Raw genomic sequence first — 12995 nt, forward strand, 5'->3', positions numbered from 1 at the left:
ATATCATCGCGTCTCCCCAAAGAAAGCTTGACCCCAGCACTCCGGTGCTCAGGTTCTCCTGGCTGCCGGATGCGCACGTCTGCGGTCTTCACCGGATGCGTACCTTGGAACAGAGGACCTTGCAGACCTACGACAACCCGTTCGGCACGAGGGTGTCACCCATGTCTTAGGTACAACTGTTACCCATGTCTCCGGGCCGCACAGTTTGAAGATGGTAGCGGAAGGCCGCTACATCGCAAGACGCCCCCATTGAGGAGGCATTCTTTTGCTATCGTCGCCAAGCGGCCTGACAGCAAATCGAGATCGAGCACCACGAACTCGGAAGCGAGTCGGGACGATGATGGACTGAGCGGAAACAAATAATTAGCGAGCGATGTGCACATGCCGTGCACACGGGTTTGCACCTTTTCTTTTGTTTCTGTTTCGTCGAAACACCGAGCCAAAGCGTGATGAGCACTCGACGATTACCGCAGTAGTGCCCCGTCACAGCCGCATGGCCAATTGACCACGCAGCACCACTTCATAGTGCGACGGCGAGTAAACTTGTCCGGGGCGTGTGCGGGGAGGGCGCAACCAGCGGGGCTTGGCGCATTCGCTAAATTGTAAGCCTCTCCTCGGCGCACCTGCATCTGGTGCGAACAGAAAGGAGAAAACATGTCACGATCAGACACCTTCCCTCTCCGTCTGCTCAAGACGGAGGAGGCCGCCAAACTTGTCGGCCTTTCCCCCGGACGCTTGAAAAGCATCGCACGTACGGCACCGGACCTGCCTATCGGAAGTTGGGTGGTCGCGTGGTCTATGCCCCGCAAATCCGCAAGAATGGGCCGACAGGGGGTTGAAGTCATAGACCTCTGATCCGGGTGTCGGCCGCGGTTATCCGGCCAAGCCTACAGGTCGAGTGAAGTCCAGGAGGGGATAGCTTGTGCAACCTGCGGGTGGCGCATGACACTGTACTCGCAGGCGCCAGCGCCCGACATCGAGGGCGCGAGCTGCCCTCCGAAGGCAGAGGTCACAGGTGATGCGCCTGCCCACAGTAGCGATGATCGCCACCAGGGATGGCGTCGGGAACTTCGCGCTCTCAATCCGAATTGTGTTACTCGGGCCGTTCGGCAATAAAGAGAGTATCGGGGAGAAGCCCAAGACGCTCGCGATCGGCGGCAGGTATACGGTCTGAATTTATTCGAGCAACCGTAAAACCCGCGTCCTCGATACGCTCCTTGATATCGGGACCGTAGGCTCGCACGTGATCTGATCCGCCGAAGCGTTCGTCGCGCTCGCTCCGTGACATGGATGGCGTCGCTTCGAGCGTTTGACGATAGATAAGCGGTACTTGGATCCAGACCTGTCCTCCAGGCTTAAGGGATGACCAAACTTGCCGAAAGACATGCCGATCGTCAGGTACGTGCTCCATGACATGACACAAGACGACAATATCGAGATCGCTGATGCCGTTCATGTTCATTAGGTCAACCTGCACGGTATCGGGGCCGTACCGTCCGGGCTCAATATCGCCTTTAATGAGGTTGCCCGCCTGAGATAGTCTCTTTGAAAGCCCCTTTTCGCTCGGCGCAATCTGGAGAATTCTAAGCGGTCCCGCCGGAAGCCCGAGAAGCTTACGGTCTAGAGCACAAATCAAAAACCGCTCACGATCCAGGGCATGACAAAGCGGGCAAATAAGCGTGTATCCCCCGAAACGGTAAAAAGCCGCCACACCGCGATCGCAGGCATTGCAGTGATGAGCCTTCCTCGTCGGGAGTAGTGTCAGGGTGAGGGCTCTCAGCCAATCTCCGTACGAATCAAGTTTGCGTGTGACACGCCGCGTTGTGATACGATCAGCATAGCTGCGAAAAAGAGATAGAAGTCGGCTTCCTCGAGCGTTGTTCCACGATGGTTTCAGCATGTTGGCCTTCTAAGATTTTTGACCCGAGGACCGATAATTAGCGCCCCCTGATGTAACGTCGAGTCAGCGGAGCAGCAGGAGATTCGCCCCGTCATGGCATCGACCGTGATATCGAGCAGACCGGCGATCTCAGCCAGCGGCTCGTCAAGCACATCCTTCAGGATAATGACGCTGCGCTGGAGGATCGGGAGTTCCGTAAAGCGAGACACCGCAGTTTGTATCGCTTCCTGAAGCATCAAAATCTTCACGGGGTCCGGAGCGGCGTCGACAACGACTTCAAGGGCCGCCTCGATAGGCTCTGCTGCGCGGATCGCACGGCTGCGCAGCAGGTCCGGCGCACGGCTATGGGCAATCCGGAAGAACCAGGGTCGCAGCTGCGGAATCTTGCACAACTGGTCGAGAGCAACGAGGGTTCGAGCAAAGATCCTGCACAACGTCTTCGCCGTCGACGACCGACCCCATGAGACGCGAGCAATAGCGGTGCAGTTCAGGCCGTAACGAGACGGCAAGGGTGACGAACCCGGTGAGGAACTCCTCCCGACTGCCGCGGTCCATGGTAGATCCTGCACCGATCAAGGCGTCGCCACCCTGTGCCTCCGTCATCACCACCGCTTCGACGACAAGAGATTCGTGCGCGACGATATGCAGGGCCGGTGAGGTCGCAATCGAACGCTCAAGCCGCCACGCAGCCTAGCCGCGCAAGACGCGCACAGGCAAGGAGCTAAAGCGCCGACGCCTGGGTGAGGCCGCTATGGGCTATCGCCAGATCTCAGTATTGACTCAGGGTGAGCAGTCCAACCCTCCTTACAAGACCAATACTGAAAATACCGTGCATGGCCGCACTTGTTTCGGAATGGTTGGCCGCAAGACCAACGGTTCCCGAAACGAGTGCTGCTGTGTCTAGTCCAGTATTGGAGGCTCCAATTGGTGGGGCAATCTTGTCCGTATCTTTGCATGATGTGCTTGCCAATGGGACTACCGAGATTTGGCGAGTGACAGCACGGGTCAGTCGCACGCATCATCGCCCAATGCCATGGTGAGGAGATGATGCGGTGACCCAGACAAGCACACCGAGATCCGGCCAGCAGACACATTCGAGGAAGATCAACAAGGAGACTGTCACATGGCCTCTGGTGGTAGGAGTCGGTCGGGCACACGCCCATCACGGGGAATTCCTCCAAGGCGTCTTTGAAGCTGACAACGGACGGCTTTGTCGCGGACTCGTCACGCTTCCGCTGACGTCGCAAGGGTCGCTAGCGACCTTCTGGCCGGATGAACAAGATGGCATTCGGCCGCGACCCGCAAACCGGGTCAAAGCGGCGCGCGCGGCGGCCCTCACGCTCGAGCATGTCGGGGTAGCTGGCAGGGGGGGAGAATTGACGATCGAAAGCTCTATTCCGATAGGGCACGGCTACGGTTCCTCCACGGCAGACGTCATTGCCTCGATCCGCGCGGTCGCGGCTTCGGCGCGCGTCACGCTGCGCCAGTCAACTGTTGCGCGACTGGCCGTTGCCGCGGAAAGCGCAAGCGACGCCATCGCCTACTGCGACCAAGCTCTCCTCTTCGCTCACCGGGAAGGCCGTACAATCGAACATTTCGGAGGCGAGTTCCCGCCCTTTCTCGTGGTGGGTTTCAGGGACGGCAGTGCCCGACCGATCGACACGCTAGGCATGCGACGAGCACGCTACGACAGTGAGGAAATCGGGCGGTTCCGTGTTCTGCGGGGACTGGCGAACCGCTCCATCCGGCAACAAGATCCCCGCCTGCTTGGACGTGTCGCAACCATCAGCGCCAGTATCAGTCAGAAGCACCTGCCGAAGGCATCCTTCGACACCATTTTGGATATAGCGCGGGCGCATGACGCGTGCGGTGTGCAGGTGGCCCACAGCGGAACATTGATCGGCATCCTTCTGGATGCGACTGCGCCCAGGGCGGCCATGCGCGCTGCTGAGCTCGCAAGGCAGGTGAGCGGCACAGGTCTGCAAGGCGTCCATACGTTTGCCCTTAATGCCGAAACGAGGCTAATCCAGTGACCGCGGCGCAAGACTATTTACGCGCCTACGAGACGCCGCGTTTTGCCCAACTCGCACCTAACCTCAACGCCGCCTGCTTTTCCCTCATGAAGCTGATCCCCGCCCGGTTCATGGTCGATCAGGCGGAAGCGTCAGGGCGCCTCAGGCGGGAAGGTCACATCATCGAAACGACGTCGGGCACATTCGGCCTCGCCATCGCCATGCTGGCTGCGGCTCGTGGCTATGCGCTTATACTTGTCACGGCCTCCAGCCTCATCGACCTGAAACTCAGGCGGCGACTGGAACAACTTGGTGCCAAAGTCATGGCCATCGACGATCCTCAAGGAGACGGCAATCAGCGCGGTCGGCTCCAGTATCTTCAGCAGACCCTGCAAGATAGCCCGGGCACGTATTGGCCTCGGCAATACGACAATCCGGAAAACCGCCTTGCTTACGCGCGCCTGGCGGACCTCGTTGTTCGATCATTCGGCCGCATCGATTGCCTCGTCGGCTGCGTGGGCACTGGGGGATCGCTTTGTGGAACCGGAGGCTTCCTTCGTGAGCTCTTTCCTGATCTCAGGATGATTGCTGTCGATACCCACAGAAGCATGCTCTTTGGCCAGCCTGTCGGACGTCGCATGCTGCGCGGGCTCGGCAACAGCGTTTTGCCGGACAATGTTCGTCATGAGATGATCGACGATATTCATTGGGTGGGCGCATTGCCGGCCTACGCAATGGCGCATGGGCTGTTTCGCGATCACGGGCTGTTCATGGGGCCGACCAGCGGCGCCGCAGCCTTGGTCGGCGCCTGGTTCGCCAGGCACAATCCGGAAGCCTCCACCGTCGTGATAATGCCAGATGAAGGGCATCGTCATTCCGATACAGTCTACAACCCCGACTGGCTCGCCGGTTTGAAGCATTGGCCAATCTCCATTCCCCTTGAACCAACTGTTCTCACGCAAATTCGTCCGGCCGAAGAGACGGCATGGACGAGATTCCCTTGGAACCGCAGAACTTTAAACGCCGTCCTCGCGGGGGACGGCCTGTCCCCTACGCAGTGACAGGTCCGAACTGAGGCTAGGCGACAAACAACATCGGCCAGCAGTCACACAGGGTGCATGACCCGGTGAAGAAAATCCCTAGTGCGTTCGTATCTCGGATTTCGAAGCAGTTCCTTGGCCGGACCTTGCTCAACGATCCGGCCGCCGTCGAGAAAGAGGACGCTGTCGGAAACCTCGCGGGCGAACTGAATTTCGTGCGTAACCACGAGCATGGTCATGTTCTCGTCTGCGAGCGCGCGCATGACCTGCAGGACCTCGCCGACCGTTTCCGGGTCAAGTGCGGAGGTGGGCTCGTCGAAAAGAATGGCCTGTGGGCGCATCGCCAGGGCACGGGCGATGGCCACGCGCTGCTGTTGACCCCCCGACAATGACGCGGGATAGGCATTCGTCTTGTCGGCCAACCCGACGCGATTGAGCAATGCCGTGGCCCGCTCCCGGACCTGGTTCCTATTTTCCTTCAGCACGTAGAGCGGCCCTTCCATGACATTTTCCAGGGCTGTGCGGTGCGGAAACAGGTTGAAACGTTGGAAAACCATGGAAACGCGGGTGCAGATGGCGTGAACCTGGGGCGAGGCGGCATCGACCACGGTGCCGTCGATACTGATGCGACCGCGCTGATAGGTCTCAAGCCCGTTCACACATCGCAGAAGCGTCGATTTGCCGGAACCCGAGGGCCCAATCAGACATACGACCTGTCCTTTGGCGATCTCGGCGTTGATTCCCTTGAGGACTTCGTGGGAGCCGAAGGACTTGTGCACGTTTTCAAAGGTGATCATCCCGCCGCCCCAAGATAGCTTTCGATTCTACGCATAAACAGGTTCAGCGGAACCGTCAGGCACAGGTAAAGCAGTGCCACCAAGGTAAAAACTGTCATGTTGTCGAATGTGGACGACGCAAGCATCTTGCCCTGCATGGTCAACTCCTGAACCGAAATCACCGAGACAAGCGAGGAGTCCTTCAGCAGCATGACCATATTGTTGGCGTAAGGCGGCAGGATGATCTTGAATGCCTGCGGCAGCACGACGCGGCGCATCATCAACGGACGCTTCATGCCGATCGATTTTGCCGCTTCGACCTGACCCTTATCGACCGCCTCGATGCCAGCCCGGAAGGTTTCCCCGAGATAGCAGGAGTGCGCCAGCCCCAGCCCGATCGTGCCAGCCTGGAGCGCAGTCAGGTTGATGCCGATCTCGGGCGCGACGAAGTAGATATAAAAGAGAACCACCAACAATGGTATGCCGCGCACGAAGTCGACAAGGAGCCGCGTCGGCACGGCGAGACAGCGTATCCCCGATGTCCTGAACAGCGCCCAAACAAGGCCGAGCGCCGTCGCAAGACACAGCGCAAGAAGGGTTATCATGACGGTCAGCCAAACGCCGTTAAGAAGAAGCGGCAGATATTCCGTTGCATGCGCGATGAATTTGGTCATGGCCGGCTTCCTCTTGGCACGTACCCCGGCCGTCAAAGCCGGTCATTCCGATGCGATCCTTTGGTCCTGCCAGCCGGCGCTTCTGTCGAGGTCAGTGCGGGTCGGCCTCAAAGGCCATATTTGGCAAATATTCGGCTTAATTCGCCGCTTTCCTTCAGCTTGGCGATGGAGGCATTCACCTTTTCGAGAAGCAGTGGATTTTCCTTGGCAACTGCCAACGCGACCTCGCCTTTTTTCATCGGCTGATAGCCGTCGACGAGGCGAACACCCAGGCCGGGATTCTTTGAAAGCTGATATGCGACGATCGGGGCGTCACCGAAACCGGCCTTGATGCGGCCCAGAACCACATCGCGCATCATGTCAGCGATTGAGTCGTAGAGCTTGACTTGACCGAAGACGCCAAGCGCTTCCAGAGCATCAGCGTAGGTCGAGCCGATCTGCGCCCCGACGGTCGCACCTCTGAGTTCCTCGATCGTGTAGTTTTTGCTATCGCCGGCAGCAACAAACATCGCCTCGCCATAGGCGTAAACCGGCGTGCTGAAATCGATTACCTGCTTTCGTTTGTCCGTTATGAACATGCTGGCGGAAATCAGATTGATTTTGTCGGTCGTCAGTGCCGGGATCAGGGCTGGAAAAGCGTTTATTTGAAAATCGGCGGTCGTGCCAAGGCTCGCGGCAATCGCACTTGCCAGATCGACCATCGCGCCTGTCGGCTTTTGGGTTGCGGTGTCGACAAACGTGAACGGCACTCCGGTTGGCGTGACGCCGACTCTGAGCGTTTCCTCAGCCATCGTCTGAGTTGCCATTGCGACACTGAGGGCTGCGAGCCAGCCGATGAGCGTTTTGTGAAGCATGAACATTCCCCTTACATCATGTTTGAATCGAGATTCCGCTCGCTAAGCGAGTTGAATTTGCCTCTCCTGGATAGCTTTTAGAAAAGTCGCAATACCGTCCAATGGTGGACGAGATCATCAATCGATCAGAAAAAATCGCATCCGTTCATGATCGCCTCTATCTTCTCTTCAGGACATCTTGGTCGCGCGCCGTTCAAGTGAGGGTGTGAAATAGTCACGGCCCTCGGCAACGTATTCCCACGCTTCGGCAACTGACTGAAACGATGGTTGTGCTTTGTTCGGACCGGTCGAACGATCCAAATCCTTGAGGCCGCTCGCTGTCACGATGGCAACGACGCTGTCCGACCGCGCGATGGTGCCTTCTCGCCTCAAGGATTCGATAGCTGCAAATGGCGTCACCGAGGCTAGCTCGGCAAAAACACCCTCGGTGGCCGCAAGCTGCTGCTGCATCGCTATCAAGCCGATATTGCCGACCGGCATTGCCGTGCCGCCAGATTCACGCAGGGCGTTGAGCGCCTGAAACGTGCTTCGTGTGGTGCCGATCGAGATGGCAAGCGTGTCGAAGCTTGCGGGGACTTCGGCAACCAGATCTCCCTTGCCGGCAAGGGCTCTGGCCAAAGATCCGTGCACTTCCGCCGCCACGAGTCTCGGCAACCGCTCGATCTTGCCTTGGCTGAGAAGATCCTTGAATCCGGCCCACAGCCCGGCAAGCGCATCCCCATAGCAAACAGGCAAGGCGCACCAGTCCGGCACGGCACCGTGCATTTGTTCGACGATTTCGTAAGCCAGGGTCTTGTAGCCCTCGATCCCGACAGGATGACTGCCGACCACGGGGCTGTGAAACGGTGATGTTGCAAACCATCCGAGGCGCTCGGTACCAGCGGCAAGCAATGGCCAGCGATGGGACTTGTCGGCCAGGGATACGACGCTTGCGCCGTATTTGCGGATCTGCGCCAACATTGCGCCGGCGGTGCCTGAGAATGTGACAACGACGCATTTCAGGCCCGCCCGTGCAGCATAGGCGGCAAGTGAGGCCCCGGCGTTTCCCGACGAAGCAGTCGCCACCACGCGTGCGCCACTCAAACGTGCCATCGACACCGCCACGGTCGAGAAGCGGTCCTTGTGGGACCAGGTAGGGTTTGCGCCCTCGTCCTTGATAAGCAGCTTGGGGACGCCGAGCTGCTTTCCCAGCTTCTCGGCGCTCAGCAATGGCGTCAGGCCCTCGCCCAAGGAGATTGCATCGCTGAGTCCACAAGGAAGCATGTCGGCATAGCGCCAGAGCGAGGGCAGGGCGGCACCCGCTGCGGAAGCGGCCGATGTAGCTCCGGATGGATCGTAGACGACCTTAAGATTGGCCGGTGCTTCGGCACAGCATTTCGGGCAGCCGCGTGAGTCGATTTTGGTATCGATCCGGAACAAGGCGCCGCATCGAATACAGGAAAACCCTGCCGCGCGGCTCATAACGGCACCCGGGTGATTGCATCGCGCGTCTGCGTCAGCCGCTCCACTCCGCGCTCGCGAACAACCACCATGTCCTCCACCTGGAGTCCCCAGCGGCCGATTTCGTAGTAGGGGGTCTCCACGCACAGCACCATTCCTTCTTCAAGGATGTCTGTACTGCGCGCCGAGAGCGTCGGCGCATCATAACCATCAAGGCCGATGCCATGTCCGACGTGATCGCGCTCGTAGTGGGCAATTCCTTCGCGCTTCACCACACGCACGACCGTTTCGAAGAGCTGTGCTGCTGCCATGCCCGGCCGGATAATGTCGCAGGCATGCTGAACGCCGCGCAGCAGCGCCTGCTGAAGCCGATGCGCCTGCGGCGGCGGCTCGCCCAGCGTGGCGATACGGGCAATGTCGGCGCGGTAGTGCCGGAACCGGCCACCGACGTCGAAGCGGATGATTTCTCCAGCGCGCAACCTGCGGTCAGACGGCTGGACGTTCATGAGCGCGCTGCGCTCGCCAAAGCCGATGCATCCCAGTACGGGCAGGGCGCCTTCCTCGACCGTCCTGACATGAAAAGCGCGCGCCAGATCTGCTTCGGTGGCGCCTTCCTGAGCAACGCCGAGTGCTGCTTGAATGGAGCGTTCGGCAATCTGGGCAACTTGGCCGAGCCGTTCGATTTCACCTGCCGTTTTTACGGCACGAACCTCGCGAAGCAATGCGGTGGCTGGTAGGAACGACGCATTGGGAAAATGGGCTCTGAGGGTTTCCTGGTATCCTGGTGCGAGCCCGGCCTCGTCTATGCCGATCCGCCCACGGCCGAGCTGAGCTTCTTCCAATGCGGCGACCAAAGCCGCGATGGCATCGCCATGCCTCGGCAGGTCTCGAAGCTGGAGGTGTCGTTCATTGGCGAGGTCCACGGTGGTCGAGGAACCGACATTGGCGTAAAAGTCGCCATAGCGCCGAACCTTGCTCACCCAGACTTCCTGATCGGCTACGAGGTCGAGCGTGCTGGAGCTGGCGATGATTTCAGGCGTGCCCTTGTCAGGAGCCGGCCACACGACATAAGCCTGCGGGCCGCGACGGATCCATTGCGGCAGAGCCCAGAAGCCGCTCATGTAGGTCACGTTTTCCGGGGCAGTCGCTATAATTGCGTCAAGCCCGGCTGCCGTCATGCATTGTTTCAGGCGCGCTTGGTTAAGCAGCATGATGGGAATCCCGAGCCTGTTTTGCTTCCATAAAGCCGAGGCCGGTGGAAATGCGCGCCGCAGCCGCCATTACTGCCTCTCCAATCTCAGCGATCTCCACATGCGGTCCCACTGACCGGGGGTAGGCCGCACTTATAGCCGCGATGATTGTGCCTGATGCATCGCGAAGCGGTGCGCCGACCGCAATCAGCCCGGTAAAGTTCTCGTCCAGGGATGTTGTGTAACCAATGGGCTCGGACGCTCTGATTTGAGCAACGAGCTTGTGCGGATCGGTGACTGTGCGTACGGCAACCTGCTCCAGTGGACCTCGTCCAAGAATCGCAATGACCGCCTCGCCGCTCAGCTCCATCAGGAGCGCCTTGCCCAACGCGGTGGAATGCAAGGGGAAGGTCTCGCCAGGTGAAGAACGAATGACGACCGGACTCTTGCTTTGCACGGTCAGGAGATAAATTCCGCAGTTGCCCCGCCTGATACCGAGGAATGCGTTGAAGCACCCTTCGGCGGCCAGCGCCTGCAGTTCGATTTCAGCCAAACCAACCAGGCGATCTCTGCCCAGGACCTTCTGCGCCAGCGCCAGCACGGAGTGACCCAGCCGGTAGCGCCGCGAGTCTGGCGACTGCTCGACATAGCCCTGCTCTGCCAGGGTATTCAGAATTCGCTGCACGGCGGGAGCACTCTGCTCAAGCCGGCGGGCGAGTTCGCGCACCCCGACTGCTTCGTCCGCTTCCTTGAGGACATTGAGAACCGCAAGCCCACGTTCCAACGAAAGATTTCCTGTCACTGACGTTCCTTATTTCGGAATGGCGTTCCTTAATATGATGAGAAAAGCAGCAATAGCCGCGCCTGTCAATGACGAATGTTCATTATAGTGTGTCGTCCTAAAGTGTGCCCAGCGACGACCATGCCGTCATGGACCTACGGTTGGTTGTCGGCCTCAACGTACAGAGGATTCGGCGCGCACAGGCCCTCTCTCAAGAGGAACTGTCGTTCCGTTCAGGATTCACGCGCGCCTATCTGAGTGGTCTCGAGGCCGGCCGTCGCAATCCCACACTCCTGTCGCTCGCAAAGCTTGCCACCGCGTTGAGCGTCGACATCGACGAGCTGACGAAACGGCCCGGCAAAAACGCCCGAGCCCCAGCTGGTAATTGTGCAGTGGCGTCGCGTGAGCGGCGCAAGGGAAAATCCTGATGCTCTCGGCGGCCTGCTGGCCAGTGCGTCACGGCGAGTTTCGACGGATGAGCTGCTCCACGTTAACTTGCAATGCCAACGCCAGCACCTCCAGCGTATCGACGGTCGGTGAGTTTTCCTCCCGCTCGAGCTTGCCGACATAGTTGCGGTCGAGGCCAGCAAGGTCCGCGAGCTGCTCCTGCGACAAGCCGGCGCCCTGGCGAAGCAACCTCAGATTGCGAGCAAAAACAGACCTCAGCCTCATGCGGCGAGGCAGTCAGAACGCGCCCTTTAGTGCCACCTACTATAGTAGTCAAAAGTCATGCCGGACGTTGCGGTTGGACCTAAGTTATTTATTTTGTTCTTTGTCTCAGTACATTGAAAGGGCCTACAATGGCGGCGGTTCACGGGAGCGTCTTACAGGATCAGCTAATACAAATCTTTGAAGCAACCGCGCAGATTGACCGTGCAACCAGCGCCGCCGAGATCATTCGGCAACTGCGCAAGAGCATCGAACGTCACGGCTACGCAGCCTGTCTGGTCACCGAATTGCCACGCCAGGACACCGGATCGCTGGATGGACACATCCTTGTCAACGGTTGGCCGCAGGAATGGTACGACCGCTATATGGCTGCCGGACACTATCGCCATGACCCTTGTGTTGCTGTGTGCCGTGGTGCGATCGGGCCCTTCCTCTGGCGGGACGTCCATCACGGCTTGACGGACGGAAATGCCAGGAGGGTGATGGATGAAGCGAAAGAGTTTGGGCTTTGCGACGGGATCTGCATCCCGATTCAGGCTGCGTTTGGCGATCCGGCCTGTGTAACGGTTGCCGGAAGTGAAATTGATTTGGCGCCGACGGTGCGCTGCACCATTCATGCCCTTGCGCGCCATGCCTATTCGGCTGCCGAACGCCTCGTTGGCAACTCGCGCAGGCGGCCGAGACAAAAGCTTTCCCAACGAGAGCGTGAAATCCTGCAGTGGGTCGCGGGAGGAAAAACCGCATGGGAGGTTTCCCGAATACTTGGCATCTCGGAAAACACTGTGACGACCCACCTGCGCAACATCAAGCAGAAACTCAGCACCGCCAACGTTGTGCACGCGATCGTGGAGGCGTTTCGCAGGCACGAAATCGAACTTTGATCCATCCCCAGATCTGGGTATTTCCCGGGCAATCGTCGCGTGGTCGGATGGGGTTCCATCGCGAGGAACCGCAATGATTCAGGTCCATGTCGTTGACGCGTCAAACAGCTTTGCCTATCGAGGGGATCTCGACAGCTACTTCCGCCTGCGGCATGAAATCTATGTCGATGAACGTGGATGGCAGGACCTGAGACGCCCCGACGGTCGCGAGATCGACGCGTTCGATACTCCAGAAGCGATTCATCTGCTCGGCATCCAGCCAGGAAGAGGCGTCGTTGCCGGATCCCGTTTCGTGCCGAGCCTTCGGCCACATCTGATGAGCGAAACCTTTCCGCAACTCGCCGACGGCGGCGTTCCGCGCCGACCCAATATCTTTGAATGGACCAGGTTCTTCGTGGCGCGGGATCTTCGTGAGCCCGGCCGACCTTGCCAGGCAGCCGGCGTGATCTACTGCGGAATTTTGGAATTCTGTATCCAGCGACATATCAGCAATCTGACAATCGTGTGCGAGGAGTACTGGTTCGACCGCCTCGCATCGATTGGCTGGAATCCGAAGCAGCTTGGGCCTGCGCTCGCACATGGTGATATGACGATCATCGGTCTGATGGTTGATGTCAGCCCGTCAGCCTTGATCGCGACGCGACAATTCTACCGCATAACGGAGCCTGTGATTTGGGCCGAAACGCCATTCAAGCGGCTGGCCTGACCGCGGGCCGTCCGCTTTTGGGCGTCACGCCTCGAACGAACATGCTGCCTGGCACTCGCAGAGGGCGGCGAT

The 12995-nt window shown here is 59.2% G+C and carries 14 protein-coding genes and 1 pseudogene; 6 read left to right on the plus strand and 9 right to left on the minus strand.

Annotated elements, in window-relative coordinates; translation table 11 throughout:
- Positions 1–654 precede the first annotated feature (654 nt).
- A pseudogene (locus tag NKJ15_RS16225) lies at positions 655–835 on the plus strand (helix-turn-helix transcriptional regulator); the annotation flags it as partial.
- A 258-nt stretch (positions 836–1093) separates the two neighbouring features.
- Here the strand turns inward: NKJ15_RS16225 and NKJ15_RS16230 are convergent.
- On the minus strand, positions 1094–1900 hold the full coding sequence (locus NKJ15_RS16230) for a class I SAM-dependent methyltransferase (protein WP_352542332.1): 807 nt from the start codon (positions 1898–1900) through the stop codon (positions 1094–1096).
- The gene (locus tag NKJ15_RS16235) at positions 1894–2334 is read right to left on the minus strand and encodes an RNA polymerase sigma factor (RefSeq protein WP_502904340.1); all 441 of its coding nucleotides are present in this window, start codon (positions 2332–2334) and stop codon (positions 1894–1896) included. The genes NKJ15_RS16230 and NKJ15_RS16235 overlap by 7 nt, the downstream gene beginning before the upstream one ends.
- Positions 2335–3276: 942 nt before the next feature.
- On the opposite strand from NKJ15_RS16235, the gene NKJ15_RS16240 reads away from it, so the two are divergent.
- Both NKJ15_RS16240 and NKJ15_RS16245 read left to right on the plus strand, forming a co-directional pair.
- On the plus strand, positions 3277–3933 hold the full coding sequence (locus NKJ15_RS16240) for a GHMP family kinase ATP-binding protein (protein WP_352816215.1): 657 nt from the start codon (positions 3277–3279) through the stop codon (positions 3931–3933).
- Positions 3930–4973, plus strand: coding sequence for a cysteine synthase family protein (locus NKJ15_RS16245; protein ID WP_352542330.1), 1044 nt, complete (start codon positions 3930–3932; stop codon positions 4971–4973). Before NKJ15_RS16240 ends, NKJ15_RS16245 begins: the two co-directional genes overlap by 4 nt.
- Before the next feature lie 44 nt (positions 4974–5017).
- On the opposite strand, the gene NKJ15_RS16250 is transcribed toward NKJ15_RS16245, so the two are convergent.
- The 6 genes from NKJ15_RS16250 to NKJ15_RS16275 all read right to left on the minus strand — a co-directional run bounded on the left by NKJ15_RS16250 (position 5018) and on the right by NKJ15_RS16275 (position 10688).
- The gene (locus NKJ15_RS16250; protein ID WP_352816217.1) at positions 5018–5749 is read right to left on the minus strand and encodes an amino acid ABC transporter ATP-binding protein; all 732 of its coding nucleotides are present in this window, start codon (positions 5747–5749) and stop codon (positions 5018–5020) included.
- Entirely contained in the window at positions 5746–6402 is a 657-nt protein-coding gene (locus tag NKJ15_RS16255; RefSeq protein ID WP_352542328.1) for an amino acid ABC transporter permease, read from the minus strand. Before NKJ15_RS16255 ends, NKJ15_RS16250 begins: the two co-directional genes overlap by 4 nt.
- Positions 6403–6509: 107 nt before the next feature.
- Positions 6510–7256: a substrate-binding periplasmic protein gene (locus NKJ15_RS16260; RefSeq protein ID WP_352542327.1), complete on the minus strand. Its 747-nt coding sequence runs from the start codon at positions 7254–7256 to the stop codon at positions 6510–6512.
- A 168-nt stretch (positions 7257–7424) separates the two neighbouring features.
- Positions 7425–8717 carry a threonine synthase gene (locus NKJ15_RS16265; protein WP_352472980.1) on the minus strand — a complete coding sequence of 431 codons (1293 nt, stop codon included), beginning with the start codon at positions 8715–8717 and terminating at the stop codon, positions 7425–7427.
- Positions 8714–9907, minus strand: a complete 1194-nt coding sequence (locus NKJ15_RS16270) for a M24 family metallopeptidase (RefSeq protein ID WP_352816220.1) — start codon at positions 9905–9907, stop codon at positions 8714–8716. Before NKJ15_RS16270 ends, NKJ15_RS16265 begins: the two co-directional genes overlap by 4 nt.
- Positions 9897–10688 (minus strand): IclR family transcriptional regulator, encoded by a 792-nt coding sequence (locus NKJ15_RS16275; RefSeq protein WP_352816222.1) that lies wholly within the window; start codon positions 10686–10688, stop codon positions 9897–9899. The genes NKJ15_RS16270 and NKJ15_RS16275 overlap by 11 nt, the downstream gene beginning before the upstream one ends.
- A gap of 128 nt (positions 10689–10816) precedes the next feature.
- Between NKJ15_RS16275 and NKJ15_RS16280 the strand changes: the two genes are divergently transcribed.
- The gene (locus NKJ15_RS16280; protein ID WP_352816224.1) at positions 10817–11095 is read left to right on the plus strand and encodes a helix-turn-helix domain-containing protein; all 279 of its coding nucleotides are present in this window, start codon (positions 10817–10819) and stop codon (positions 11093–11095) included.
- A gap of 28 nt (positions 11096–11123) precedes the next feature.
- Here the strand turns inward: NKJ15_RS16280 and NKJ15_RS16285 are convergent, their stop codons facing one another.
- Positions 11124–11339, minus strand: a complete 216-nt coding sequence (locus NKJ15_RS16285) for a helix-turn-helix domain-containing protein (RefSeq protein WP_352816226.1) — start codon at positions 11337–11339, stop codon at positions 11124–11126.
- A gap of 128 nt (positions 11340–11467) precedes the next feature.
- Between NKJ15_RS16285 and NKJ15_RS16290 the strand changes: the two genes are divergently transcribed.
- Positions 11468–12217 (plus strand): autoinducer binding domain-containing protein, encoded by a 750-nt coding sequence (locus NKJ15_RS16290; RefSeq protein ID WP_352816227.1) that lies wholly within the window; start codon positions 11468–11470, stop codon positions 12215–12217.
- 73 nt (positions 12218–12290) lie between these two features.
- Positions 12291–12923 carry an acyl-homoserine-lactone synthase gene (locus tag NKJ15_RS16295; protein ID WP_352542323.1) on the plus strand — a complete coding sequence of 211 codons (633 nt, stop codon included), beginning with the start codon at positions 12291–12293 and terminating at the stop codon, positions 12921–12923.
- Positions 12924–12995 lie beyond the last annotated feature (72 nt).

Source organism: Mesorhizobium sp. M0207, from assembly GCF_040321995.1.
Classification (GTDB): domain Bacteria; phylum Pseudomonadota; class Alphaproteobacteria; order Rhizobiales; family Rhizobiaceae; genus Mesorhizobium.